A 25,776-nucleotide genomic window follows, 5' to 3' on the forward strand; every position below is an offset into this window, starting at 1 on the left:
GGACCGGCCCGCCGCCAGGCGCCACGGCGAGTAAGCCGAACACGTGGGAGGCAGGCCCCGCGCAGCGGTCCGCACCCCGACAGCCCCGCGCAGCGGACCGGCCCGCCGCCAGGCGCCACGGCGAGTAAGCCGAACACGTGGGAGGCAGGCCCCGCGCAGCGGTCCGCACCCCGACAGCCCCGCGCAGCGGACCCGCCCGCCGCCAGGCGCAACGGCGAGACAGCCAAAAACGTGGGGCCGAGGCAAAGCGCAGCGGACCGGCCCGCCGCCAGGCGCAGCGGTGAGAAGCCCCCGCGGCGGGAAAGCCGACTCCGTGGGAAGCAACTCAGGCGCAGCGATAGGGTGGCGCGGTTGCCGATCCCCGAGTCCAGCCGACGGAGACCGTGACTACCACCACCAGCGCCACCAATAACCATCACCTGTCCCCGGCCTTCCCGGGACGGGCCCCTTGGGGTACCGCGAACAAGCTGCGTGCCTGGCAGCAGGCGGCCATGGACCGCTACATCGAGAGCCAGCCGAGAGACTTTCTCGCCGTCGCGACGCCGGGCGCCGGTAAGACGACCTTCGCGCTCACGCTCGCCTCGTGGATGCTGCATCACCATGTCGTGCAGCAGGTGACGGTCGTCGCACCGACCGAGCATCTGAAGAAGCAGTGGGCGGAGGCGGCGGCGCGGCTCGGGATCAAGCTCGACCCGGAGTACAGCGCGGGGCCGCTGGGCCGCGAGTACCACGGTGTCGCGATCACCTATGCCGGTGTGGGCGTCCGGCCGATGCTGCACCGCAACCGCATCGAGCAGCGCAAGACGCTGGTGATCCTCGATGAGATCCACCACGCCGGCGACTCGAAGTCGTGGGGCGAGGCGTGCCTGGAGGCGTTCGAGCCCGCCACCCGGCGGCTGGCGCTGACCGGTACGCCCTTCCGGTCCGACACCAACCCGATTCCGTTCGTGACGTACGAGGAGGGCAACGACGGGATCCGGCGTTCCTCGGCCGACTACACCTACGGCTACGGGAACGCGCTGGGCGACGGCGTCGTCCGGCCGGTCATCTTCCTCTCCTACAGCGGCAATATGCGCTGGCGGACGAAGGCGGGCGACGAGATCGCGGCCCGGCTCGGCGAGCCGATGACCAAGGACGCGGTGTCGCAGGCGTGGCGTACGGCGCTGGATCCGCGCGGTGACTGGATGCCGAATGTGCTGCGTGCGGCCGATCAGCGGCTGAGCGAGGTCCGTAAGTCCATTCCGGACGCCGGTGCGCTGGTGATCGCCTCAGACCAGGAGCAGGCGCGGGCGTACGCCAAGCTGATCCGGGAGATCACCGGGGAGGGCGCCACGCTGGTGCTGTCCGACGACACCGGGGCCTCGCAGCGCATCGATGACTTCTCGTACTCCCAGGACCGCTGGATGGTCGCGGTCCGGATGGTGTCCGAAGGCGTCGACGTGCCGCGGCTGGCGGTCGGGGTGTATGCCACCACGATCTCGACGCCGCTGTTCTTCGCGCAGGCCGTGGGACGTTTTGTGCGTTCCCGTAAGCGCGGTGAGACCGCCTCTGTCTTCCTGCCCACCGTTCCGATGCTGCTCGGCTTCGCCAACGAGATGGAGGTCGAGCGCGACCACGTCCTCGACAAGCCGAAGAAGGACGGGGAGGAAGACCCGTACGCCGAGTCCGAGAAGGAGATGGACGAGGCGAACAAGGAGCAGGACGAGGACACCGGCGAGCAGGAGCAGTTCTCGTTCGAGGCGCTGGAGTCGGAGGCGGTCTTCGACCGGGTGCTGTACGACGGCGCCGAGTTCGGCATGCAGGCGCACGCGGGCAGCGAGGAGGAGCAGGACTACCTGGGCATCCCCGGGCTGCTGGAGCCGGACCAGGTGCAGATGCTGTTGCAGAAGCGGCAGGCGCGGCAGATCTCGCACAGCAAGAAGCGGCCGGATGCGGAGGCGGATCTGTTGGAGCTGCCGGCCGAGCGGCGTCCTGTGGTCACGCACAAGGAGCTGCTGGAGCTCCGAAAGCAGCTGAACACGCTGGTGGGGGCATATGTGCACCAGAGCGGGAAGCCGCACGGGGTGATCCACACCGAGCTGCGGCGGGTGTGCGGCGGGCCGCCGAGCGCGGAGGCCACGGCCGGGCAGCTGAACGAGCGGATCAAGAAGGTACGGGAGTGGGCTACGCGGATGAAGTGAGTCCGCCCGGGGCCCGTGGGGCGGTGTGCCGTGTGGACGGTGTGCCGCCCTCTTCCGTATCTGCCCTCCTCCGTACCCGCCCTCTTCCGCCCCCGCCGCCCTCCCGGCAGGAGACGCCCCGCCTTGCCCGTTTGCGTCCGCGACGCGGGGACCTTCCTGGATCCGATTGCTCCCGCGACGGGACAGCCCGCCGGATCAGATTGCTCCTGTGACACGACCGGTCGCCCGGATCCGATCGCTCCCGCGACGCAGCCGTCCGCCCGGATCCGTCCGTCGAGACGGCATGTCGGATCCGTCCGTTTCCGTAACGCACGGATAACGCCGTAGCCCTCCTTGAAACACCACACGGAACACAACGGGGCGCTCTGGGTGGACGTACTGGGATATTTCAGGCGTGAGCGACCGGATTCTGGACGGACCCTTCCGCTGACCGAACCGGCTCGCTACTGTCCCGGTCACGCACACGCCCCGTGGCAGCGCCGCCGCGGAGCGCAGCCGGTGCCATGCGGCCGGCGGCCTCTAGCGCGCGCTGCTCCGGGACCCGCAGCGCGTCGCGCCCGATGCCGCCACTCACCCAGGAGGGGCGTCGTGACCGCAGAGACCTCCCAGACACTCGACCGAGGGCTGCGCGTCCTCAAACTTCTCGCCGACACCGATCACGGGCTGACCGTCACCGAGCTGTCCAACAAGCTCGGCGTCAACCGCACCGTGGTCTACCGTCTCCTGGCCACGCTGGAGCAGCACGCTCTGGTGCGCCGCGACATCGGCGGCCGGGCCCGGGTCGGCCTGGGCGTCCTGCGCCTGGGCCGTCAGGTGCATCCGCTGGTCAGAGAGGCCGCCCTGCCCGCGCTGCGGGCGCTCGCCGAGGATGTGGGGGCCACCGCGCACCTCACCCTCGTCGACGGCACGGAGGCGCTGGCGGTCGCCGTGGTGGAGCCGACCTGGACCGACTACCACGTGGCCTACCGGGCCGGTTTCCGTCATCCGCTGGACCGGGGAGCCGCCGGGCGGGCCATCCTCAAGGCCCGGCAGGGCCGGACCCAGGACGCCGGGCTCGCCCTGACGCACGGGGAGCTGGAGGCCGGTGCGAGTGGCGCGGCGGCCCCGCTGCTCGGGGTGAGCGGCATCGAGGGGAGCGTGGGCGTGGTGATGCTCGCCGACACCGTCTCCGAGCGGGTCGGACCGCGGGTGGTCGACGCGGCCCGGGAGGTGTCCGAGGCGCTCCGCTGAGGCCCTGGGGCGGCCGGGGCCTCAGCGTGTGAAGGGGCCGTGGCCGTGTCGTGAGGCGGCAGCGCCGTAAGGCCCTGGTGAGGCGGGGGTCAATTAGGGTGGCGGGGTGTCTGCACGCACCCGAGCCCTGGCGGTCTGCACCGCCCTCGTTCTCGCCCTCCTCGTCACCGCGGTCTTCGCCCCGCTGCCGTATTCGCTCGCCTATCCGGGCATGACGGCCAATGTCCTCGGTGACGACAAGGGCAAGCCGGTGATCACCATTACCGGAGCCGGGACCCGTAAAACGAACGGGCAGCTGCGGATGACCTCGATCGTGGCCACCGGCCCGGAGGCCGCCGTCCATCTGCCCGACATCGTCCAGGGCTGGTTCCGTACGGACGAGGCCGTGATGCCGCGGGAGGCGGTCTACCCGGTGGGCGAGAACACCGAGGAGATCGCCGAGCACAATGCACAGCAGATGCGGAAGTCCCAGGACACGGCCACCAGCGCCGCGCTCGGGCAGCTCGGCAGGTCCGCGGGGGACATCAAGGTCAAGCTGAGCCTCGCGGACGTCGGCGGGCCGAGCGCCGGGCTGATGTTCGCCCTCGGCATCGTCGACAAGCTGGACGGCGACGGCGCGGGCCATGACCTGACCGGCGGGCGCACCATCGCCGGCACCGGGACCATCACGGCCGGCGGCAAGGTCGGCGCGGTGGGCGGCGTCCCGCTGAAGACGCAGGCCGCGCGGCGGGACGGCGCCACGGTCTTCCTGGTCCCGCGCAAGGAGTGCGGGGATGCGCGGGCGGAGCTGCCGAAGGGAATGCGGCTGATCCCGGTCAGCACGCTCGACGGCGCGGTGGATGCCCTGAAGGCGCTGCGGACCGGGGACAAGGTTCCCAGCTGCTGAGGCGGGGAGCGGCGGACGGCGGACGCTGGCCGGGCGGCGCGGGCCGGGTGCCCGGCGGTGTCCCGCCGCCCCTCACCCCTCCTTGATGAACCCCTCCCGCAGCAGCCAGTCCTTCGCGACCTCGTGCGGGTCCTCGCCGTCCACGTCGACCTTGCGGTTCAGCTCCTGGGCGACGGTGTTGTTGAGGGCCTTGGTGACCGGGGCCAGCACCTCGGCGATCGCCGGGTACTTCTTCAGGGCCTTGGCGTTGATCTCCGGAGCGACGTTGTAGTTGGGGAAGAAGTGCTTGTCATCGGCGAGGACATGCAGATGCATCGCCTTGATCCGGCCGTCGGTGGTGAAGACCTCCCCGAACGCGCAGGTGCCGTTCTGCGTCTCGGTGTAGACGACACCGCCGGTCATCTTGCGGATGTTGGCGGACGGCACATTCATGCCGTACGCCCTCGCCATGCCCGGCAGACCGTCGTTGCGGGTGGCGAACTCGTTCTCCACGCACATCGTCACGGCGGCGGGGTTCTTGTGGGACAGCGCCGCGACCTCGGAGAGGTTGCGCACCCCCAGCTTCTTGAAGTTCGCGGAGTTCAGCGCCAGCGCGTAGGTGTTGTTCAGCGTCGAGGCCGGCAGCCAGACGATGCCGTTCTTCTTGTCCTCGTCGCGGACCGCCTTCCACTGCTTCTGGGGGTCGACGATCGGCTTGGTGTGGCCGAGGTAGGTGATCCAGCCGGTTCCGGTGTACTCGTACGCGGCGTCCGCGGTGCCGGTCTTGACGGCTTCCCGGGCGCCGATCGACCCCTGGATGCTGGTCTTGTCGATGACCAGGGCGCCCGCCGCCTGAAAGGCCAGCCCCATGATCTGGCCGAGGATGATCTGCTCGGTGAACTCCTTCGAGGTCACGGTCAGATGCGCCCCGGTGAGCGGGCGGTCCGGATAGCCCGCCTTCGGGCCCGGCAGCACGTTGTCGGACATCGCGCTGCCGCTGACCAGGCCGCATCCGCCGAGGACGACCGCGGCGAGCAGGGCGACCGTGAAGCGGGCGGCCCGGCGGGGGCCACGGTGGCGCTGCCCGGCCGGGCGCTGGAGCCTGCTCATGCCGTCACCTCCAGGCCGCGCGGCCTCAGCAGCAGTTCGGCCAGCGAGGCCAGCCACTCCACCAGCAGGGCGAGCGCCACGGTCAGCACGGAACCGAGGATCAGTACGGGCATCCGCTGGGTGACGATCCCCGCCGAGATCAGGTCACCGAGACCGCCGCCACCGCCGAAGGTCGCCAGCGTCGCGGTGCCGACGTTCAGCACCAGCGCGGTGCGGACACCGGCCAGGATCAGCGGTACGGCCAGGGGGAGCTCGACCTTGGTCAGCACGCCCGTCGCGGACATACCGATGCCACGGGCGGCCTCGGTCAGCGTCGGATCGATACCGCGCAGTCCGGCGATGGTGTTGGCGAGCACCGGCAGCACGGCGTAGATGACCATGCCGACGATCGCCGACCGGGCCCCGATGCCGAGCCAGATGACCAGCAGGATCAGCAGACCCAGGGCCGGGATGGCCTGCCCGAGGTTGGCGAAGGCCATCGCGACCGGGGTGGCCCGGCGCAGCTTGGACCGGGTCAGTGCGATGCCCAGCGGGATCGCGATGATCAGTACGAAGAAGGTGGAGATCGCGGTGAGCTGGATGTGCTGCCGCAGCGCCAGCCACACCTTGCCGTTGTCCACCGCCTGATGGGCGATGGAGTCCAGCCGGGCGCCGCGGAACCACAGCCAGGTGGCGAGCAGCGCGAGCACCAGGAAGACCGGCATGAAGGTCCACTTCTGCCAGCTGATCCGGCGCGCACCGGACGGTGCGGACGGGACGGGCGCCTCACCGGCCGCCAACTCCCGCTGCCCCATCTCGACTTCGTCCTTGAAGGCCATCGCCTCGTGGTCGCTCGGGTGCCGCTCGGGCCGGCGCGGGCTGTCGCCGCTCCCGTCGCGGGGGCTCATGCCTTGCCTCCCGGGCCGCCCTCGGTGCCGCCCGCACCGGCCAGGCCCTCCTGCTCCCGCTGGGTCTGGCGGGCGCGCTGCTCCTGGAGCTGGTGCTGGTGCTCGACCGCTTCGAGGTGGTCCGCCTCCAGCAGCTCATGGACGTTGTTCATCAGCGTCTCCATGTCGACCACGCCGATGTACTCGCCGCGCCGCCCGGTGACCGCGACCCGGCCCGCACTGTCGGTGAGCACCGCCTCCAGCGCATCGCGCAGTGTCGCGTCCCGGGACACGGTGTGCTGGACCAGGGTCCCGGCCCGTGCCAGCGACTCCTTGGCGCGGGCCAGATCGCCGCGGCGCAGCCATTTGTACGGGCGGCGGTTGCGGTCCAGCAGCAGCAGTTCGTTGTGGGAGCCGGAGCGCAGCCGGTCGAAGATGGTCTCCAGGGGGTCATCGAGGCTGGCGGTGGGGAAGTCGACCACGCCCACGTCCCGTACGCGGGTCAGATTCAGCCGCTTGAGTGCCGCCCCGGCGCCCACGAAACCGGAGACGAAATCGTCGCTCGGGTTGGTGAGGATGGCTTCGGGGGTGTCGAACTGGGCGATGTGCGAGTGCTCGCGGAGCACCGCGATGCGGTCGCCGAGCTTGATGGCCTCGTCGAAGTCGTGGGTGACGAAGCAGATGGTCTTGTGGAGCTCGTGCTGGAGCCGGATCAGCTCGTCCTGGAGGTGGTCGCGGGTGATCGGGTCGACGGCGCCGAACGGCTCGTCCATCAGCAGGACGGGCGGGTCGGCGGCGAGGGCCCGGGCCACCCCGACGCGCTGCTGCTGGCCGCCGGAGAGCTGGCGCGGATAGCGGCCGTGGAATTCGCGCGGGTCCAGGCCGACCAGGTCGAGCATCTCCTCGACCCGGTTGTTCACCCTGCTCTTGGACCAGCCGATCATCTTCGGGACCAGGGCGATGTTCTGGGCGACCGTCATGTGCGGGAAGAGGCCGGACGCCTGGATGGCGTAGCCCACCTTGCGGCGCAGCCTGACCGGGTCCATGTCGGTGACGTCCTCGTCGCCGATCCGGATCCGTCCGGAGGTCGGCTCGATCAGCCGGTTGATCATCTTCAGACAGGTGGACTTGCCGCAGCCCGAAGGGCCCACGAAGATCACGATCTCGCCGGCCTTGACCTCCAGATTGACGTTGTCCACCGCGGGACTGGGGTTCCCCGCGTAGATCTTCGTCAGGTTCTCCAGATGGATTCTGGCCCCGGAGGCCGGGGTGGTCTCTGCTGTCTCAGGCACGGATCCCCCTGGAGATGGTCAGGCGTCCGATCAGGACGTATGCGGCGTCGAAGAGAAGAGCGAGGATGGCGATGCCGAGGGTGCCGGAGAGCACCTGGTTGAGGGAGTTGGCGCTGCCCAGCGAGGCGATCCCGCGGAAGATCTCGTTGCCCAGGCCGGGGCCGGAGGCGAAGGCGGCGATGGCGGCGATGCCCATCAGCATCTGGGTGGCGACCCGGATGCCGGTGAGGATGGGCGGCCAGGCCAGCGGCAGTTCGACGCGGAAGAGCTGGGAGGTGCGCGACATCCCGATGCCCCTGGCCGCGTCGATCAGATCCGGGTCCACCCCGCGCAGCCCGACGATGGCGTTCCGGACGACCGGCAGCAGCCCGTACAGGGTCAGGGCGATCACGGTCGGGGGGACGCCGAGGCCGACGATCGGGATCAGCAGACCGATCAGGGCCAGGGAGGGGATGGTGAGGATGGTGGCGGTGGAGGTGGTGGCGAGATTGCCCGCCCACTCGCTGCGATAGGTCACCACGGCGATGAAGACCCCCAGCAAGGTGGCGAGCACCATGCACTGGAAGACCGCGCTGGCGTGCTGATACGTATCCGTCAGCAGTTGGGCGTGCCGGGTGCCGACGTACTCCCAGAAGCTCACTCGGTCTCCTCGGTTCAGTCTCCCGATGCCTGTTTCACCAGCGGGATGATCCGCAACGGAACCGGATTTTCCATCACGATTGCCGTTGAAGCCCGCACAATGCCATCAAAGCCCACAACCCGGTCGATCACCCGCTGCAGATCGGCGTTGGAACGGGCAACAAGCCTGCAGAGCATGTCCCCATGTCCCGTCGTTGTATGCAGCTCCAACACCTCAGGAACGGTCGTCAAGTGGGCGCGTACGTCATTCCCTTGACCCTGTTTGATCTCCAACGTGGCAAATGCGGTCACGGGGTAGCCGAGCGCCGCCGGGTCCACCTCCGGCCCGAAGCCCCTGATCACTCCATTCGACTGAAGCCGGTCGAGCCGGGCCTGGACCGTGCCGCGCGCCACCCCCAGCCGCCGGGACGCCTCCAGGACGCCGATCCGCGGCTCCTCGGCGAGCAGCTCCAGCAGCGCCCCGTCCAAATGATCGATCGCCATGGGTCGTCCCTTCCTTTTCGATGGTCATCATGTACAGATAGCCCGGCAATGGGGCCCTTTTGCTAGGCATAATGCCCAGGAGATCCGCGAACTATTGCGCACCTTGTGGATCGGAGAGACTCTGCGGCCATGGCAGACACCACGATGCACACTCAGCCCACCACCCCCAGCTCGGCCCGGCAGGCGGACCCCTTCCCGGTCAAGGGGATGGACGCGGTCGTCTTCGCCGTCGGGAACGCCAAGCAGGCCGCGCACTACTACGCGACGGCCTTCGGTATGCGGCGCGTCGCCTACTCCGGTCCGGAGAACGGCAGCCGTGAGACCGCGAGTTATGTGCTCGAATCCGGCGGCGCCCGGTTCGTGTTCACCTCCGTCATCAAGCCCACCACCGACTGGGGCCACTTCCTCGCCGACCATGTCGCGGCCCACGGCGACGGCGTCATCGACCTCGCCATCGAGGTCCCGGACGCCCGCGCCGCCTACGAGCACGCCGTCGCCCAGGGCGCCACGGGCCTTGTCGAGCCCTACGACCTCAAGGACGAGCACGGCACCGTCGTCCTCGCGGCCATCGCCACCTACGGCAAGACCCGGCACACCCTCGTCGAGCGCACCGGCTACGACGGCCCCTACCTGCCCGGCTTCGCCGCCGCCGAGCCCCTGGTGGAGACCGGACCGCGCCGTTTCCAGGCCATCGACCACTGCGTCGGCAACGTGGAACTCGGCAAGATGAACGAGTGGGTGGCCTTCTACAACAAGGTCATGGGCTTCACCAACATGAAGGAGTTCGTGGGCGACGACATCGCCACCGAATACAGCGCGCTGATGTCGAAGGTCGTCGCCGACGGCACGCTCAAGGTCAAGTTCCCGATCAACGAGCCCGCGATCGCGAAGAAGAAGTCGCAGATCGACGAGTACCTGGAGTTCTTCGGCGGTCCCGGCGTCCAGCACATCGCGCTGGCCACCAACGACATCGTCGCCAGCGTCCGGGCGATGCGCGCCGCCGGCGTGGAGTTCCTGGACAGCCCCGACTCCTACTACGACACCCTCGGCGAGTGGGCCGGCGAGACCCGGGTGCCCGTGGAGACGCTCCGCGAGCTGAAGATCCTGGTCGACCGCGACGAGGACGGCTATCTGCTGCAGATCTTCACCAAGCCGGTCCAGGACCGGCCGACCGTGTTCTTCGAGATGATCGAGCGGCACGGCTCCATGGGCTTCGGCAAGGGCAACTTCAAGGCCCTCTTCGAGGCGATCGAGCGGGAGCAGGAGCGGCGCGGAAACCTCTGACGCCGTCGGCGTCGCTCGCCCCCGGCGGCCGGAGCCGGGGGCGGACGGCGGCCGTCCGTGGCGTCCCCGTTCGCCCGGTGATCTTCCGTGTGCGGCCCACGGGTGCGACGCTGGACGCTATGGACCTCATCGCACGTCTGCGCGCCGGACTCCCGGGTGAAGCGATCCTCACCGACCCCGACATCACCGGCTCCTACGCCAACGACATGGCGAGCTTCTGCGAGGCCGGGACGCCCGCCGTGGTCGTCCTGCCGCGCACCGTCGAGCAGGTCCAGCACATCATGCGGACGGCCACCGAGCTGCGGGTCCCGGTCGTCCCGCAGGGGGCGCGCACCGGGCTGTCGGGCGCTGCCAACGCCTCCGACGGCTGCCTCGTGCTCTCGCTGGTCAAGATGGACCGGATCATCGAGATCAACCCCGTCGACCGGATCGCGGTGGTCGAACCCGGGGTCATCAACGCCGTGCTGTCCCGCGCGGTGAACGAGCACGGGCTCTACTACCCGCCCGACCCCTCCAGTTGGGAGCAGTGCTCCATCGGCGGGAACATCGGCACCGCCTCCGGCGGCCTGTGCTGCGTCAAGTACGGCGTCACCGCCGAGTACGTCCTCGGTCTGGACATCGTTCTCGCCGACGGGCGGCTGCTGACCACCGGCCGGCGCACCGCCAAGGGCGTCGCGGGCTATGACCTCACCCGGCTGTTCGTCGGCTCCGAGGGAAGTCTGGGCATCGTCGTACGCGCCGTCCTCGCGCTCAAGCCGGAGCCGCCGCAACAGCTCGCGCTGGCCGCCGAGTTCCCCTCCACCGCGGCGGCCTGTGCGGCCGTCTGCGAGATCATGGCCCGTGGCCACGCCCCCTCGCTGCTGGAACTGATGGACCGTACGAGCATCCGCGCGGTCAACGACATGGCTCAGATGGGTCTCCCGGACAGCACCGAGGCGCTGCTGCTGGCCGCCTTCGACACCCCCGAGCCGGCCGCCGACCTCGCCGCCGTCGGCGCACTGTGCACCGCGGCCGGCGCCACCGAGGTCGTGCCCGCCGAGACCGCCGCCGAGTCCGACCTGCTGCTGCAGGCCCGCCGGCTGACCCTGACCGCACTGGAACAGGTCAAGTCCGCCACCATGATCGACGATGTGTGCGTACCGCGCTCCCGGCTCGCCGAGATGCTCGACGGCACCGCCGCCATCGCCGAGAAGTACGGCCTCACCATCGGCGTCTGCGCACACGCCGGGGACGGCAACACCCACCCCACGGTCTGCTTCGACGCCGCCGACCCGGACGAGTCCCGCCGGGCCCGTGAATCCTTCGACGACATCATGGCGCTCGGGCTGCAGCTGGGCGGCACCATCACCGGGGAGCACGGCGTCGGTGTCCTGAAGAAGGAGTGGCTGGCGCGCGAACTGGGGCCGGTGGGTGTGGAGTTGCAGCGCGGCATCAAGGACGTCTTCGACCCGCTGGGCATTCTCAACCCCGGCAAGCTTTTCTGAGTCACGGGACCCGGAAATGCCGCCGGCCGGGTGCCTGCGCATTTTACCCGCCGTTGCGGGCGCCTGCAGATATCACGAATTCCGCCGAAATCCTGCCGTGGCGAGGCCTGCCCTTCCTGATCCTGCCGTGGCGAGGCCGGCCCTTCCTGCCTATCCTGAACACGAATATCTGCGCCCGCCGGTCCTTCCCTGAGTGGTGCGACCGCGGGGGCCGCCATATGAATTCCGTATTCCGTCGCTTGAGGTTGCGCCGTTCCCGCGCCCACGATGTTCGTCGTGAGGGAGACCCCATCCCATGGACCTCAACACCATCACCGAAGTCGTCCGGCGACCGTCCGGCCGGCCGGGCGCGGACTGGTTCCGTAATTACCGCATCCCCGCCTACGCCGACATCCCCCGCACCGATGTGCTCCTGGTGGACTCGGCGGATTCCGCCGGGCCCCTCCGGTCGAAGGGGATAGCGGAATGCTGTATCAACCCGGTGGCCCCCGCACTGGCGAACGCGCTCCACGACGCCACGGGCGTCCGCTACCGGGCGCTGCCCCTGACCCCGGAACGCATTTACCGGCGGCTCAACGAAAGCACGTCGGTCACGACGGGCCTGCGCACATGACCACCGAAAAGCCCCAGGGCGCCGAGGCGACGGTCATCATCGGGCAGAAGATCCGGCCCGGACTGGAGCGGGAGTTCGAGGCATGGCAGGAGGGCGTCAACACCGCTGCCGCCGATTACGCCGGATTCCTCGGCGCCGAGATCTCCCCGCCGACACCCCTGCAGCCCGACTGGGTGGTCGTCTACCGATTCGACTCGATAGCCCATCTCCAGGCGTGGATCAACAGCGCCACCCGCCAGAGCTTTCTCGACAGCGGCAGCAGATATCTGGACGGTCCCGCCACCCAGCAGGTGGTCAGCGGCGGCACACAGCAACCGGACCCGCTGGTGACCGTGGTGGTCACCCACCGCGTCCACCCGGACCACGTCGACGCCTTTCTCGCCTGGCAGCGTCAGATGAGCGAGCAGGAGAGCACCTTCGAAGGCTTTCGCGGAACCGAGCTCTTCCGTCCGATCGAGGGCCTCCAGGACGAATGGACCACCCTTTACCGCTTCGACAGTGCCGAGCATCTCGATGCCTGGCTGACCTCGCCCGAGCGGAAAGAAGTCCTCGCTGAAGGCGAGAAGTTCCACGACTTCGGAATGCGCACGATCGACAACTCGTTCGGCAGCTGGTTCGCCTTCGAGGAGAACGGCAGGGAAGTGCCGCCGCCCTCGGAGACCAAGACCTCCGTCGCGGTCTGGGTCGGCCTGTACCCGACCGTGGTGCTGCTGACGCTCGCCCTGTCACCCCTGCAGCTGCCGCTCTGGCTCGGGCTGCTCGTGGGCAACCTGCTGTCCAGCTTCATCATGAGCTTCCTGACGATGCCCTTCTATGTGAACCCGCTGCTCCGGCGGTGGCTGCGGCCGCCCCCGGACGCACCGGCGACGACGACCCGCCTCGTCGGCCTCGGCCTCGTCGCCGCGGTGATGGTGTTCTGGGCCGGGGTCTTCTACCTCGTGACGACCCAGATCTGGCATCTGCCCTGACCCGGCGCCCCCGGGCGCCGCCGCCCGGCCCGCGCCCCGGATGTACACGGCAGGGGGAGGGACGGTTGACTGCCCCCATGATGATCAATGATCCGCACAGACCCGGCGAGGGCATGGTCACCTTCCGGGTGACCGGCCAGGGCGTCGACGACATCACCTACGCCGTCCAGGCGCCGGGGGACTCCGGCAGCGAAGAGCAGGTGACCCGGCCGGAGTTGCCGTGGTTCGTGGTGACCGACGCGCGCGGAGTGGGCGCCATGCCGATGCTGACCCTCACCCTCGACGGACCGGACGCCTACGCCGAATGCGAGATCCTGACGGACGGCGCACCGGCCGTCCGCGGCACCGTGCACGGCCCGGCCGCGACTGCCGTGTTCATGGCACGCGCGGCCGCCTCGTAAAGTGACCGCCATGGACTCCGTGCTACCCGTAGTGATAGCCCTTCTCGTGCTGGCCACCATCATGTTGGTCTCGGCCACCGACCGCCGCTCCAAGACCCTGGAGCTCCGGCTCCGGCAGCTGGAACGCAAGGTGGACCTGCTGCTGGTGCACGCCGGCATCGAAGAGCCGCAGGACGCCCGGATGGCCGAGATCGACCAGCTCCTGACGCAGGGCAAGAAGATCCAGGCGATCAAGGTGCACCGCGAAGTGACCGGCTCCGGACTCGCCGAGGCCAAGGAAGCGGTCGAACGCCGGATGCGCTGACGCCCCGTTGGGCTGAGGATGGCCAGAAGGACCCGCCGGGCCCCAGCGGGCCACCTCATGCCCACGCAGGAAGCGAGAGCCGATGGCAGCGACCGAAGCCACCAAAGCCGCTGATGAGTACGACGTCATTGTGCTGGGAGCGGGGCCGACCGGTGAGAACCTCGCGGACCGGGCGCACGCCGCCGGGCTGAGCGCCGTGGTCGTGGAGAGCGAACTGGTCGGCGGCGAATGCTCCTACTGGGCGTGTATGCCCAGCAAGGCCCTGCTCCGCCCGGTCACCGCCCGCTCCGAGGCCCGCCGGGTGCCCGGCATCAAGGACGCCGCGGACGTACCGCTGGACGCGCCCGCCGTACTCGCCCGTCGGGACGCCTTCACCTCCTACTGGAAGGACGACGGGCAGGTCCGCTGGATGGACTCGCTCGGTATCGACCTGGTGCGCGGCCAGGGGCGCCTCGCCGGACCCCGGCGCGTGGTCGTCGACGGCGGCCGGGTGCTCACCGCACGGCATGCGGTCGCGGTGTGCACCGGCAGCCGCGCGGTACTGCCCGGCATCCCCGGACTCGCCGAGGCCAGGCCCTGGACCAGCCGCGATGCGACCAGCGCCAAGAGTGTGCCGGGCCGGCTGGTGGTGGTCGGCGGCGGCGTGGTCGGCGTCGAGATGGCCACCGCCTGGCGGGCCCTGGGCGCGTCCGTGACACTGCTGGTCCGCGGCGACGGGCTGCTGCCCCGGATGGAGCCGTTCGCCGGCCACCTCGTCGCCGAGTCGCTCGCCGAGGCGGGCGTCTTCCTGCGGACCGGTGTCGAGGTGCGCGAGGTACGCCGGGAAGCCCCGGGCGGCCCGGTCACCGTCCTGCTGGACTCCGGTGACGAGATCGTCGCCGATGAGCTTCTGATCGCCACCGGCCGGGCCCCGCGCACCGAGGGCATCGGTCTGGACACGGTCGGCCTGACGCCCGGCTCCTGGCTGGACGTCGACGACAGCTGCCGGGTGACGGGGGTGACCGGCGGCTGGCTCTACGGCGTCGGCGACGTCAACCACCGCGCGCTCCTCACCCACCAGGGCAAGTACCAGGCCCGGATCGCCGGTGCTGCGATCTCCGCGCGCGCCCGGGGCGTCCCGATCCTGGAGTCCGACCGCTGGGGCGCGCACGCCGCCACCGCGGACACCCTCGCCGTCCCGCAGGTCGTCTTCACCGATCCGGAAGCCGCCTCGGTGGGCCTGACCGCCGCCGCGGCCGAGAAGGCCGGATACCGCACCCGGGTGGTCGACCAGGACCTGGCGGCCGTGGCCGGGGCGTCCCTGTACGCCGACGGCTACCGCGGCCGGGCCCGGATGGTCGTCGACCTGGACCGTGAGGTGCTGCTCGGCGTCACCTTCGTCGGCTTCGGCGTCGGTGAACTGCTGCACTCCGCGACGGTCGCGGTGGCCGGTGAGGTCCCCATCGAGCGGCTCTGGCACGCGGTGCCCTCCTACCCCACGATCAGCGAGGTGTGGCTGCGGCTGCTGGAGGCGTACCGGGGCTGAGGCGGCGCCGGGCCGTACGGGGTCAGGCGCCGTCCGCGCCCGGCGCCGCGGCGGTCCGCAGCTGCCTGGCGGCCTCGTCGGCCCGGCCCCGGCACTCCAGGGCGCGGCCGGGCCTCAGACGCGCGTACGCCCCGACCGGGCCGCCGTCCAGAACGCCTCGCAACCCGGCCTCCGCACACCGCAGTTGGGCGGAGCGACCCCCGCTCCGTCACCCCCTACGCCCCGGGCTCCGGGGTCTCCTCCGCCGGCCAGGGGCCGCCCGGCCGCAGCTCGTCCCCGGACGCCATCGCGAACAGTTCGCTCAGCCCCTTGTCGAGGCCCAGATGCCCCTGCTCGGCCCCCGGCGGGACCACCCGCAGGGTGCGCTCCAGCCACGCCGAGACCGCCGCGGCCGACGCCTCCAACAGGGCCTGCCCGTCCGGCGAGTCCAGCGCAATGCAGACCAGGCTGCGGCCGTCCAGCTTCGTCGGCCACACCCGCACATCGCCGTCGCCGCACGGCCGGAACACGCCCTCGACGAGCAGCTCGCGGGCGAACGTCCAGCTGACGGGGGAGTCCGAACCGATGTGAAAGGTGACATGGACGGCGTACGGGTCATCCGTCCGGTACCTCAGCCGGGCCGGCACCGGAATGCTGTGCTCCGGCGACAGGACCAGGCCCAGCTCCAGCTCTCGTTCCACCACGGTGTGCATGGCGTCCGCCTCTCTTCGCTCCCTGCGGGCCCCCGATACCGGGCCCGCACGGAGAGAGAGCCGCCAGGCGCCGAACTCTTACACGACTTCGTACAACTTTTTTCCCGCGCCTCTTCCAGGTGGTCGTCGGCGGGCACGGGCACCGCGGGAACCCGGGGTCTGATAGATGTGGACGCCGCGTTGCGGCAGACTGCACCCCACACCCACCAGGCCGAGTACAGATACGGGACTTCGGATATGAGCGCCCCTACCTCAGGATCCGCCGGCGGTAGCCCCACGCCAGGCTTCTACCCGGACCCGTCCATCCCCGGCTACATCCGGTACTGGAACGGTGCCGCATGGGTGCCGGGCACCAGCCGGCCCGCCCCCGCCGACGGCGAGGCGATGCCCGCCCCACCGCCCGGTGTGGCCCCGTCGCCCTCCCCCACGGTCGAGGAGACCGGCCCGGTCTTCTTCGACGAGGAGGAGGCGGCTGGCGGCTCCGCGGTGCCCGCCGTACGCCAGCGCGGTGAGGTCGCCTCCCGGGCCGTGAGCTGGGACGACCCGGCCCGGCTGCACGGCACCAGCCCCGAGGCGGCCGCCGCCTGGCAGGCCGATGCCTCCCGGCAGAGCGGATTCGGCGGCGAGCCCGACCGCCGGATCTCCTGGGGTTCGCCGGACCAGGCCCCCGCCGGTACGCCGTCGGGTGCCGCCTCCTGGGGCGCGGTGCCGCCGCAGCGTGCGGGGCAGGATGCCGACGCCGGGGCCGGCGAGGCGCCCGGCACCGCCGCGCCCGCCTCGCCCGACCCGCAGGGGACGGGGGTCCCCCGCGACGGGACCGTCGCCATCCGTGCCGTGAACCCGGCCGCCCGCCGCGGGAACTCCGGCGACCAGGGCACCACCGCGATCCGCGCGGTCCGGCCCGACGGCGGCAAGCCCGCCAAGGGCAACGAGACGATGGCGATCCGCGTCGCGGGCGGCGGCCGCACCCCGTCCGCCGCGCCCGAGGACGGCTCCGCGCAGTCGCCCCCGGCCGCCGGCGACCGGCAGCAGAGCCGCCCTGCCCCGCAGAGCCAGACCCCGCAGCAGACCCCGGCTCCGCAGACCGCGGCCCCGCAGACCCCGGCGCCCCAGAGCCCGGCCCCGCAGCATCCCGCCCCCAGGCCCCCGGTTCAGCCGCAGGCCGGTCAGCAGACGTCCGCACCCGCGGCCGGTGTGCCGCCGCAGGGCGGTGCCGCACCGGCCCGGCCCGGTCCGCAGGGCGCCGACGCCGACGGGGTCATCCCCTGGAAGCCGCCGACCGCCGCCGACCCCTTCGCGGCCATGGCGCAGGCCGCGCAGGGCCACCCGGCCGGTCTCGGCCGCAGGTTCGCGGCCCGGCTGATCGACACGCTGGTGCTGGGCGCGCTCACCGCCGCGGTCGCCGTCCCCCTGTGGGGCACGGTCACCGACCACCTCGACGCCAAGGTCGAGGCGGCCAAGCAGTCCGGCCGCCAGGTGACGGTCTATCTGATCGACGGCACGACCACCCCGGTCTTCGCCGCCATCCTGGCCGTCCTGCTGATCGGCGGTGCGCTCTACGAGGCGCTGCCGACCCTCAAGTGGGGCCGCACCCTGGGCAAGAAGCTGTGCGGCGTACGGGTCCTCGACATCGAGAGCCATGACAGCCCGACCCTCGGCGCCGCGCTCAAGCGCTGGTTCCTCTACAGCGTGCTCGGCATCCTCGTCATCGGTGTGCTGAACGTCGTCTGGTGCCTGTTCGACCGGCCGTGGCGCCAGTGCTGGCACGACAAGCTGGCACGGACCTTCGTCGCGGCCGGCTGACCGCCGGCCGCCGGGGCGGGCCGCGGCATCCGTTCCCCCGAACGGACGTCGCCGGATGCGGCGGGCCGCGACAAGGGGTCGACTCGGGCCATGAGTACCGACCAGCCCCGGCCCGGCCCCGGTGAGCCACCGGAGAACGACCCGTTCCTGAAGAAGCCGCAGGAACCCCCTGCGGGCGGCGCTCCCCGCAACAGCTCTCCCCGGGAGAACGGCTCGCCCCGTAACCACGCTCCGCACGGCAGCGATACGGGGAGCGGCGGTACGGGCGGGGGCGAGGGCGGTGCCCCACCCCCGGGCGGACAGCCGCCGCCCGGGGGCGCCCCGCCACCCCCTGCGGGCGGCCCGTACGGTGGCGGCCCGTCTGCCGGCGGCCCGTATGCCGGCGACCCCTACGGCGGGCAGTACGGAGTAGCCGATCCGCTGGCCGGGATGCCGCCGCTGGCCAACCGCGGCCGCCGGCTCGTGGCACGCATCATCGACGCGATCATCGTCGGGGTGCCGGTATGGGTGATCATGACCCTGATCGTCGGCGGGGTGGACTACTTCAGCACCAGCAGCGAGCAGGCCGGCCGACAGTCGACGGTCTCGGGCGTCACCATGGTGGCGTACCTCATCTACGAGGGGCTGATGATCAGCAGCCGCGGCCAGACCGTCGGCAAGATGACGATGAAGATCCGGGTGGCGATGCTCTCGGACGGTGCGATCCCGACCGGCCAGGCGTCCTGGGTCCGGGCCGCGGTCTACACGCTGCCGGAGATCGTGCCGTGCTGCGGTTTCATCTTCTGGCTGATCAACGTCCTGTGGTGTACCTGGGACAAGCCGTACCAGCAGTGTCTGCACGACAAGGCGGCCAAGACCGTGGTGGTGTCCACGGAGACGGAGCCGCGTACCGGCTCAGCGTGAGTGTTCGCCGATCCGGGCCTCGCCGGCGCCGGCCGCCCCGCTGAAGCCGCCCCAGGCGGTGCGGTGCGGCCCGCCCGTGGGCCGGGTGCGCTCGGACGGCGTCGGAACGGCCCGCAACGGGGCGGGCGCGGCGGGCGATCCGTTCCGTACGACATGGCGGCGGACCACCCGTGACGCCCCGGGCATCGGCACCGTCATGGCGACCAGCAGCCCGAGCCCGAGCCCGGCGATGGCGATGACCGCGACCCCGATTCCGGTCTGCGTCTGTGACAGCAGCAGCATCGCGAGGGTGGAGAAGAAGACGGTGGCCGAACCGTAGGCGAGCTGTGCGGCGGTCGGACGAGGCATGGCGGGATCCGTCCTCGGAGGGTCGGCAGGGGGTGTCGGTCAGGGCGCCGACAGAGGAGCCTACGGTCGTTATTGCCCGGGCGGAACGCCGGGTAAGCGTGACCTAACCCACGGTTCGGGGCGCAGGGGGCGCACAACGCCGCCGCGGCTGCGCGGGCGGCATGACGTCATGGCTGCTGGGGGCGGGGGCGCATGCCCCGCGGGCATATACACCGGGCCCCTGCCCGATGATCCGGTGCCCGGCACGATGCCGTCGCCCGATGTCCGATAGCCGCAACTCGCGGACCGAGTAACGTACTTCGCTGACGTGCCCAAGTCAAGATCTGTCTTTTTCATCGTACTTCCGGTCGAATGCCCTCGAACAGTGACCGGTTCGATGGGGAGGACAGCGCCAAGTGAGAGACAGCAGAAGGGTGTTCAGATCGGCCGCCCTGGCCACGGCAATTGCCGCGATCGGGGCGGCCGCTTTGTCTTCGGGGGTGGCGACGGCCGACGCGCAGGGGCCGTCGCCGGCCGCCAAGCGTCAGGACCCGGCTCCCGAGCGGGCCGTGGACCACGATCTCAAGGGCCCGTTCAGCGCCCGGGAGGCGGCCGAGCGCAAGGAAGCGCTGCAGCAGGTCATCTCCGGCGACGCCAAGGCGACCGAGCGGAACGGCTCCCAGGTCGTCAAGCTCGGCAAGAGCAAGTACGTCGAGCTGGCCCGGCAGAAGACCGACAAGATCTTCACCGTCCTCGTGGACTTCGGTGACAAGGTCGACGACACCACGATGTTCGACCCGGACGGCGACGGTCCCAAGCCCCCGGTGAAGAAGTACGGCGGCGACCCCGGCCCGGCGCACAACCAGATAGCCAAGCCGGACCGTGCGAAGGACAACAGCACGGCCTGGCAGAAGGACTACCACCAAAAGCACTTCCAGGACCTCTACTTCTCGCACGACAAGAAGAAGCAGTCGCTGGCCAAGTACTACGAGAAGCAGTCCTCGGGCCGCTACTCCGTCGAGGGCGAGGTCTCCGACTGGGTCAAGGTCGACTACAACGAGGCCCGCTACGGTTCCAACTACTGCGGCCAGACCAACTGCGCCAGCGCCTGGGACCTGATCCGCGACGGCGTCAACCAGTGGGCCAAGAACCAGAAGGCGGCCGGCCGCACCGACGCGCAGATCAAGACCGACCTGGCCAAGTACGACCGGTGGGACCGCTACGACCACGACGGCGACGGCAACTTCAACGAGCCCGACGGTTATATCGACCACTTCCAGATCGTGCACGCCGGTGAGGACGAGTCCGCGGGCGGCGGTGTCCAGAAGACCAACGCCATCTGGGCGCACCGCTGGTACGCGTACGGCACCGACGCCGGCAAGACCGGCCCCGGTGAGAACAGGTCGGGCGGCACCCAGATCGGCGACACCGGGATCTGGGTCGGCGACTACACCATGCAGCCGGAGAACGGCGGACTCGGCGTCTTCGCCCACGAGTACGGTCACGACCTGGGCCTGCCGGACGAGTACGACACCAGCGGCACCGGCGAGTCCTCCGTGGACTTCTGGTCGCTGATGTCGGGCGGCTCCTGGCTCGGCACCGGCAAGGACTCCATCGGCGACCTGCCCGGCGACATGAGCGCCTGGGACAAGCTGCAGCTGGGCTGGCTCAACTACGGCAAGGCGAAGGCCGCGAAGAAGTCCACCCACAAGCTGGGTGTCGCCGAGTACAACACCAAGAACAAGCAGGCGGTGGTCGTCGAGCTGCCGGCCAAGGCGGTCAAGACCGAGATCGTCCAGCCCGCGGAAGGCTCCAAGCAGTGGTGGAGCGGTATGGGCGACGACCTCAAGAACACCCTGTCCCGGCCGGTGGACCTCACCGGTAAGGCCAAGGCGTCGCTGACGCTCAAGGGCTGGTGGGACATCGAGAAGGACTACGACTACCTTTACGCCGAGGTCTCCACCGACGGCGGCAGCAACTGGACGGCCCTGGACGGCACCGCGGGCGGCAAGGCCATCCCGCGCGACGGCAGCGATAAGCCCGCCCTGACCGGCACCGTGGCCGCCTACCAGGACCTCGCCTACCCGCTGGACGCCTACGCGGGCAAGAAGATCGACCTGCGCTTCCGCTACCAGACCGACGGCGGCGCGGCCCAAAAGGGCTTCGCGGCCGACACCGTCAGCGTGGTCGCCGACGGCAAGCCGCTGTTCAGTGACAACGCCGAGGGCGGCGACAACGGCTGGACCGGTAAGGGCTTCTCGCGCATCGGCGCGTCCTTCACCAAGGACTACCCGCAGTACTACATCGCCGAGAACCGCCAGTACGTGTCGTACGACAAGACCCTCAAGGCCGGCCCGTACAACTTCGGCTGGACCACCGCCAAGCCGGGCTGGGTGGAGCACTTCCCGTACCAGAACGGTGTGCTGATCTGGCTGTGGGACACCTCGCAGGCGGACAACAACGTCGGCCGGCACCCGGGCCACGGGCAGATCCTCCCGGTCGACGCGCACCCCAAGGCCGAGCGCTGGGCGGACGGCAAGCTGATGCGCAACCGCTTCCAGTCCTACGACTCGACCTTCACCCGCTTCCGGACCGACGCCCTGACGCTCCACAAGGACGGCAAGCAGGTCAAGATCAAGTCGAAGCCGGGCGTGACCCTCTTCGACGACCGGCACGGCGTCTACTACGACAAGGCGAACCCGACCGGTGCGGTGATCGTTCCTGACACCAACACCCGGATCAAGATCGCCAAGGAGGCCGGCGACGGCTCCACGGTGACGCTTCAGGTCGGCTCCGCCGGTAAGTAAAAGGTAAAACCACAGGTCAGATGCTGTTCGGCCGCCGCCCCCTAGCGGGCGGCGGCCGATTCGCGTTTAGATGCGTTCTACAGTTCCTTGTTGACGCGAAGTCTCACGGGGGAGATATGAAGATGTCCGGTGGTGGTTTCATCAGGCTTCCCGGCGGAAGCGTGGTGGTCGCCCTCTCGCTGCCCAGACCGCCGCACGGCGCGCGGTCCGGCCTCTACGACTGCGGATGCCGGGTCCGGGTCCTGGTCCATGCCGTGAACCGCCAGCGCGCCCTGACCAGGCTGCGCAACCTCGGTCTGCGGTCCGTTTACCTGCGCGGCAACACCGAGCCGCCCACACCCGACGAGATCACGGCCGTGCTGCACCATCCGGACGGCCTGGTCTGGCGCGAGGCCCCGGAGGACGACACCGAGTCGTGGCATCCGATACGGGCGCTGCTGCGGCCCCAGCCGGCCCGCCCGGCGGTGGCCGAACCGGCCGAAGGGAACGAACGCCCGGCCGCCTGACGGTCCCGTCAGCCGCCGAGGAGGACCGGTTTGCCGGTCAGCTCGGCGCCCGCCGCGCGCAGCTCCTCCAGCGCCCGCTCGGTGCTGTGCGCGGCCACGCCGGCGGTCAGGTCCAGCAGGACATGGGTGCGCAGCCCGGCGCTGACCGCGTCCAGGGCGGTGGCGCGGACACAGTGGTCGGTGGCTATACCGACCACATCGACCTCGCTGACGGAGTGGGCGTGCAGCCAGTCCGCGAGCGGGGTGCCGTTCTCGTCCGCACCCTCGAAACCGCTGTACGCGGAGGTGTGGGCACCCTTGTCGAAGACCGCGTCGATGGCGCCGGAGGCGAGCGCCGGGGCGAAATTGGGGTGGAATCCGCTGCCCTCTGTGCCGGCCACACAGTGCACCGGCCAGGAGTGCTCGTAATCCGGGGTGGTGGAGAAGTGATCGCCGGGGTCGATGTGGTAGTCCCGGGAGGCCACGACATAGCGGTAGCAGCTGCCGGCCGCCTGGCCCACCAGATCGGTGATGGCCGCCGCGACATCCGCACCTCCCGCCACCGCGAGGCTGCCGCCCTCGCAGAAGTCGTTCTGCACATCAACGACGATCAATGCCCGGTGCATGGTGCGTGCCTTCCGGCTGGGAATCGGGGAGGGGCGCGAGTGGTGGTGTGACCGAGGGTAGCCACCGGAAGGGGATTGCGGGAGAGGGGCGGAGCCCGGTGGGGCGGCGGATACCGGGCCCGGCGTACGGGGGCCGCCGCCCGGCACTCCGCGCCCGTCAGCGGCGCCCCGTCAGCGGCGCCCGGTCAGACGTACTCGGTGGGCAGGACGGCCTCACCGCGGGAGAGCTGGGTCGCCGACAGCGGCAGCGTGGCGCGGGCGGCGATATGCCGGTCGCGGGCGGCGTCCAGCGGCTCGCGGGCCACCACCTTGCCGGCGCTCACCAGCGGCACCAGCAGCTGCCGGTCGGCCAGCCCGGCGGGGACCGGCCCGGTGCCGATGACCTCGGCCTCGGCCACACCGTCCGCGTCCAGCCGGCGCGCGGCCCACTTGCGGCCGCCGAGCGAGGTCTTGGCGCCCATCGACTTCTTCGCGACCGGCCGCAGCGGCGCGCCGGGCTCCTCGCTGTCGGCGCGGGCGACCAGCTTGTAGACCATCGAGCAGGTCGGGTGCCCGCTGCCGGTCACCAGCTGGGTGCCGACGCCGTACGCGTCCACCGGGGCGGCGGCCAGCGAGGCGATGGCGTACTCGTCCAGATCGCTGGTGACCACGATCCTGGTCTGCCCGGCGCCCAGCTCGTCCAGCTGCTGGCGCACCCGGTGGGCGATCAGCAGCAGATCGCCGGAGTCGATCCGGACGGCACCGAGCCCCGGGCCGGCCACCTCCACGGCGGTGCGCACCGCCTCGGTGACGTCGAAGGTGTCCACGAGCAGGGTGGTACCGCTGCCGAGGGTGTCGACCTGTGCGGTGAAGGCGTCCCGCTCGGTGTCGTGCAGCAGGGTGAAGGCGTGGGCGCTGGTGCCGACGGTGGGGATGTTGTAGCGGAAGCCGGCCGCCAGGTCGGAGGTGGTGTGGAAGCCGCCGACGTACGCGGCGCGGGCCGCGGCCACCGCCGCCAGTTCGTGGGTGCGGCGGGCGCCCATCTCCATCAGCGGGCGGTCGCCGGCCGCTACCGACATCCGCGAGGCCGCGGCGGCCACCGCGGAGTCGTGATTGAGGATCGAGAGAATCACCGTCTCCAGGAGGACCGCCTCGGCGAAGGTGCCCTCGACCCGCATGACCGGGGAGCCGGGGAAGTAGACCTCGCCCTCCGGGTAGCCCCAGATGTCGCCGCGGAAGCGGTAGTCGGCCAGCCACTGAAGCGTCGGCTCGTCAAGGATGCCGCGCTCGCGCAGGAAGCCGAGGATGGTCTCGTCGAAGCGGAAGTTCTCCACCGCGTCCAGCACCCGGCCGGTGCCGCCGACCACGCCGTAGCGGCGGCCCTCGGGGAGGCGGCGGGTGAAGACCTCGAAGACCGAGCGCCGGTCCGCGGTGCCGGACCGCAACGCGGCCTGCAGCATGGTGAGTTCGTACTGGTCGGTGAAGAGCGCAGTCGACGGCACGGCCACCGGCAGCCCCAGGTCTGCTGTGTTCATGGGGGAGATGCTACCCCTGATACTCGTCACTTTGACGATAGTGCTCCGGGAGCGACAAAAGGCCGCCCGCGGCCGCGGTGCGCGGCTCGCCGACGCGGCCCGCGCGAGGGGCATTTGTGCGTCGCCCGCCCCCGGGTGGCAGCATGGGGCCTGTGAGCGCCCACCCGTCACCCACGACCACGCTCCGGCCGCATCGCTGCACGCTCAGTGTCCCGGTCGAGATCGAACGTCCCGAGTCGAGCGAGGCTCCCTTCGAGGTCCCCGAACCCGACGTCCCGTGGGTCACGATCGTCCACAACGACCCGGTCAACCTCATGAGCTATGTCTCCTACGTCTTCCAGTCGTACTTCGGCTACTCCAAGGACAAGGCCCACCAGTTGATGCTCGACGTCCATCACAAGGGCCGCGCGGTGGTCTCCAGCGGCAGCCGCGAGGAAATGGAGCGCGACGTGCAGGCCATGCACGGCTACGGCTTGTGGGCGACCCTCCAGCAGGACCGCAAATGAGCGGGCACTTCGAGCCGCTGCCCGACGGCGGCGCCGCCGTCCCCCTCGACGAGGTCGAGATCTCCATCCTGCGCAGCCTCGCGGTCCAGCTGATGGAGCTGATCGGTCCGGGCGAGGAGGCCGGGGAGAGCGAGAGCGACGATCTGCTGGCGTCCGTCTTCAACGACGGCCCCAGCGAGCCGCCCGCCGACCCGGTCCTGGCCCGCTTCTTCCCCGACGCCTACGGCGGACCCGACCTCGTCCCCGATGACGACGTCCGCGCCGCCGCCGCCGAATTCCGCCGCTACACCGAGAACGACCTGCGCTCCCGCAAGCGCGAGGACGCCCTCGCGCTGATCCGCGCGCTGGACACCCTGGCGCCCGAGGGCGGCAGCGCGGAACTGCGGCTGCGGCCCGCCGAGTGCCGGCAGTGGCTGGGGGCCCTCAACGACCTGAGGCTGGCCATCGGTACGCGGCTTGAAGTAACCGATGAGGAGGACGGCGGCGAGCTGCTGCGGCTGCCGGACAGCGACCCCCGCAAGCCGATGGTGATGGCATACCTCTGGCTCGGCGGGCTTCAGGAGACTCTCGTCGAGTCACTGATGGGCTGAAATCCGGGCGTACTGCCCCGAGTGTTTGCCTGGTGTTCGCTCAGCGGATGCTCAAATCCGAATAACGATCGCATCACTGCCGCGCTGCGACTTGCGGTCGTTTGCGGAACTTGTCCTGTTTTCCTTGTGGTTCGGTTCACGCCATCTCTAGGCGATCTTCAACGGCGCGTGTTAAATGTTCACGACCTGCCGTGAGCGACGCCACCCCTGTCGCCGCGGGAGCGCTGAGCCGGCCGACCGTCGGCGTGCAGGAACTCCATCCGGGGGGATCGGGACCCG

The 25,776-nt window shown here is 70.5% G+C and carries 26 protein-coding genes; 16 read left to right on the forward strand and 10 right to left on the reverse strand.

Going from position 1 to position 25,776, the window contains the following annotated elements:
• Nucleotides 1-383: 383 nt before the first annotated feature.
• The 3 genes from AB0C46_RS24330 (at nt 384) to AB0C46_RS24340 (ending at nt 4,296) form a co-directional block, all read left to right on the forward strand.
• Nucleotides 384-2,180 carry a DEAD/DEAH box helicase gene (locus tag AB0C46_RS24330; RefSeq protein ID WP_362830237.1) on the forward strand — a complete coding sequence of 599 codons (1,797 nt, stop codon included), beginning with the start codon at nt 384-386 and terminating at the stop codon, nt 2,178-2,180.
• A 588-nt stretch (nt 2,181-2,768) separates the two neighbouring features.
• Complete coding sequence (locus tag AB0C46_RS24335; RefSeq protein ID WP_362830239.1) at nt 2,769-3,410, forward strand: helix-turn-helix domain-containing protein; 642 nt, start codon at nt 2,769-2,771, stop codon at nt 3,408-3,410.
• 106 nt (nt 3,411-3,516) lie between these two features.
• On the forward strand, nt 3,517-4,296 hold the full coding sequence (locus AB0C46_RS24340) for a S16 family serine protease (RefSeq protein WP_362830240.1): 780 nt from the start codon (nt 3,517-3,519) through the stop codon (nt 4,294-4,296).
• A gap of 72 nt (nt 4,297-4,368) precedes the next feature.
• Here AB0C46_RS24340 and AB0C46_RS24345 read toward each other — a convergent pair whose 3' ends face one another.
• The 5 genes from AB0C46_RS24345 to AB0C46_RS24365 all read right to left on the reverse strand — a co-directional run bounded on the left by AB0C46_RS24345 (nt 4,369) and on the right by AB0C46_RS24365 (nt 8,665).
• On the reverse strand, nt 4,369-5,262 hold the full coding sequence (locus AB0C46_RS24345; protein WP_362830407.1) for a glycine betaine ABC transporter substrate-binding protein: 894 nt from the start codon (nt 5,260-5,262) through the stop codon (nt 4,369-4,371).
• A 119-nt stretch (nt 5,263-5,381) separates the two neighbouring features.
• On the reverse strand, nt 5,382-6,272 hold the full coding sequence (locus AB0C46_RS24350) for an ABC transporter permease (protein ID WP_362830242.1): 891 nt from the start codon (nt 6,270-6,272) through the stop codon (nt 5,382-5,384).
• Nucleotides 6,269-7,543, reverse strand: a complete 1,275-nt coding sequence (locus AB0C46_RS24355; RefSeq protein ID WP_362830243.1) for a betaine/proline/choline family ABC transporter ATP-binding protein — start codon at nt 7,541-7,543, stop codon at nt 6,269-6,271. Before AB0C46_RS24355 ends, AB0C46_RS24350 begins: the two co-directional genes overlap by 4 nt.
• Complete coding sequence (locus AB0C46_RS24360) at nt 7,536-8,183, reverse strand: ABC transporter permease (protein ID WP_362830245.1); 648 nt, start codon at nt 8,181-8,183, stop codon at nt 7,536-7,538. The genes AB0C46_RS24355 and AB0C46_RS24360 overlap by 8 nt, the downstream gene beginning before the upstream one ends.
• A 14-nt stretch (nt 8,184-8,197) precedes the next feature.
• Nucleotides 8,198-8,665 (reverse strand): Lrp/AsnC family transcriptional regulator, encoded by a 468-nt coding sequence (locus tag AB0C46_RS24365; protein WP_018091280.1) that lies wholly within the window; start codon nt 8,663-8,665, stop codon nt 8,198-8,200.
• 129 nt (nt 8,666-8,794) lie between these two features.
• Here AB0C46_RS24365 and hppD point away from each other — a divergent pair, with 129 nt between their 5' ends.
• From hppD to AB0C46_RS24400, 7 genes are all read left to right on the forward strand, one after another.
• Entirely contained in the window at nt 8,795-9,949 is a 1,155-nt protein-coding gene (gene hppD / locus AB0C46_RS24370) for a 4-hydroxyphenylpyruvate dioxygenase (RefSeq protein ID WP_362830247.1), read from the forward strand.
• Between the two features lie 119 nt (nt 9,950-10,068).
• Nucleotides 10,069-11,433: an FAD-linked oxidase C-terminal domain-containing protein gene (locus AB0C46_RS24375; RefSeq protein WP_362830248.1), complete on the forward strand. Its 1,365-nt coding sequence runs from the start codon at nt 10,069-10,071 to the stop codon at nt 11,431-11,433.
• A 295-nt stretch (nt 11,434-11,728) separates the two neighbouring features.
• Complete coding sequence (locus tag AB0C46_RS24380; RefSeq protein ID WP_362830250.1) at nt 11,729-12,046, forward strand: hypothetical protein; 318 nt, start codon at nt 11,729-11,731, stop codon at nt 12,044-12,046.
• Nucleotides 12,043-13,014 carry an antibiotic biosynthesis monooxygenase gene (locus AB0C46_RS24385; RefSeq protein WP_362830252.1) on the forward strand — a complete coding sequence of 324 codons (972 nt, stop codon included), beginning with the start codon at nt 12,043-12,045 and terminating at the stop codon, nt 13,012-13,014. The genes AB0C46_RS24380 and AB0C46_RS24385 overlap by 4 nt, the downstream gene beginning before the upstream one ends.
• A 77-nt stretch (nt 13,015-13,091) precedes the next feature.
• Nucleotides 13,092-13,415 carry a hypothetical protein gene (locus AB0C46_RS24390; RefSeq protein ID WP_362830253.1) on the forward strand — a complete coding sequence of 108 codons (324 nt, stop codon included), beginning with the start codon at nt 13,092-13,094 and terminating at the stop codon, nt 13,413-13,415.
• 10 nt (nt 13,416-13,425) lie between these two features.
• Nucleotides 13,426-13,719 carry a ribosomal protein L7/L12 gene (locus tag AB0C46_RS24395; protein ID WP_362830254.1) on the forward strand — a complete coding sequence of 98 codons (294 nt, stop codon included), beginning with the start codon at nt 13,426-13,428 and terminating at the stop codon, nt 13,717-13,719.
• Between the two features lie 82 nt (nt 13,720-13,801).
• Entirely contained in the window at nt 13,802-15,244 is a 1,443-nt protein-coding gene (locus AB0C46_RS24400; protein WP_362830255.1) for an NAD(P)/FAD-dependent oxidoreductase, read from the forward strand.
• A gap of 22 nt (nt 15,245-15,266) precedes the next feature.
• On the opposite strand, the gene AB0C46_RS24405 is transcribed toward AB0C46_RS24400, so the two are convergent.
• Together AB0C46_RS24405 and AB0C46_RS24410 are read right to left on the reverse strand one after the other, a co-directional pair.
• The gene (locus AB0C46_RS24405; RefSeq protein WP_362830256.1) at nt 15,267-15,407 is read right to left on the reverse strand and encodes a hypothetical protein; all 141 of its coding nucleotides are present in this window, start codon (nt 15,405-15,407) and stop codon (nt 15,267-15,269) included.
• 52 nt (nt 15,408-15,459) lie between these two features.
• A complete protein-coding gene (locus tag AB0C46_RS24410) occupies nt 15,460-15,936 on the reverse strand; it encodes an SsgA family sporulation/cell division regulator (protein WP_362830258.1) in 477 nt (158 codons plus the stop codon).
• Between the two features lie 237 nt (nt 15,937-16,173).
• Here AB0C46_RS24410 and AB0C46_RS24415 point away from each other — a divergent pair, with 237 nt between their 5' ends.
• Together AB0C46_RS24415 and AB0C46_RS24420 are read left to right on the forward strand one after the other, a co-directional pair.
• Nucleotides 16,174-17,739, forward strand: coding sequence for an RDD family protein (locus AB0C46_RS24415; protein ID WP_362830260.1), 1,566 nt, complete (start codon nt 16,174-16,176; stop codon nt 17,737-17,739).
• 90 nt (nt 17,740-17,829) lie between these two features.
• Nucleotides 17,830-18,642 carry an RDD family protein gene (locus AB0C46_RS24420; RefSeq protein ID WP_362830261.1) on the forward strand — a complete coding sequence of 271 codons (813 nt, stop codon included), beginning with the start codon at nt 17,830-17,832 and terminating at the stop codon, nt 18,640-18,642.
• On the opposite strand, the gene AB0C46_RS24425 is transcribed toward AB0C46_RS24420, so the two are convergent.
• The gene (locus tag AB0C46_RS24425; protein WP_362830263.1) at nt 18,634-18,990 is read right to left on the reverse strand and encodes a hypothetical protein; all 357 of its coding nucleotides are present in this window, start codon (nt 18,988-18,990) and stop codon (nt 18,634-18,636) included. The two genes, AB0C46_RS24420 and AB0C46_RS24425, sit on opposite strands and share 9 nt — an antisense overlap.
• 395 nt (nt 18,991-19,385) lie before the next feature.
• Between AB0C46_RS24425 and AB0C46_RS24430 the strand changes: the two genes are divergently transcribed.
• A complete protein-coding gene (locus AB0C46_RS24430) occupies nt 19,386-21,776 on the forward strand; it encodes an immune inhibitor A domain-containing protein (protein ID WP_362830264.1) in 2,391 nt (796 codons plus the stop codon).
• Nucleotides 21,777-21,892: 116 nt separating this feature from the next.
• The gene (locus AB0C46_RS24435) at nt 21,893-22,282 is read left to right on the forward strand and encodes a hypothetical protein (RefSeq protein WP_362830266.1); all 390 of its coding nucleotides are present in this window, start codon (nt 21,893-21,895) and stop codon (nt 22,280-22,282) included.
• An 8-nt stretch (nt 22,283-22,290) separates the two neighbouring features.
• Here the strand turns inward: AB0C46_RS24435 and AB0C46_RS24440 are convergent, their stop codons facing one another.
• Together AB0C46_RS24440 and AB0C46_RS24445 are read right to left on the reverse strand one after the other, a co-directional pair.
• Entirely contained in the window at nt 22,291-22,887 is a 597-nt protein-coding gene (locus AB0C46_RS24440) for an isochorismatase family protein (RefSeq protein WP_362830268.1), read from the reverse strand.
• Between the two features lie 185 nt (nt 22,888-23,072).
• Nucleotides 23,073-24,401 (reverse strand): nicotinate phosphoribosyltransferase, encoded by a 1,329-nt coding sequence (locus AB0C46_RS24445; RefSeq protein ID WP_362830269.1) that lies wholly within the window; start codon nt 24,399-24,401, stop codon nt 23,073-23,075.
• A gap of 152 nt (nt 24,402-24,553) precedes the next feature.
• On the opposite strand from AB0C46_RS24445, the gene clpS reads away from it, so the two are divergent.
• Both clpS and AB0C46_RS24455 read left to right on the forward strand, forming a co-directional pair.
• Complete coding sequence (clpS, locus tag AB0C46_RS24450; protein WP_259670506.1) at nt 24,554-24,907, forward strand: ATP-dependent Clp protease adapter ClpS; 354 nt, start codon at nt 24,554-24,556, stop codon at nt 24,905-24,907.
• Entirely contained in the window at nt 24,904-25,497 is a 594-nt protein-coding gene (locus AB0C46_RS24455; RefSeq protein ID WP_362830271.1) for a DUF2017 domain-containing protein, read from the forward strand. The genes clpS and AB0C46_RS24455 overlap by 4 nt, the downstream gene beginning before the upstream one ends.
• Nucleotides 25,498-25,776 lie beyond the last annotated feature (279 nt).

Origin of the sequence: Streptomyces sp. NPDC048637, from assembly GCF_040650675.1 — a bacterium.
GTDB lineage: Bacteria > Actinomycetota > Actinomycetes > Streptomycetales > Streptomycetaceae > Streptomyces.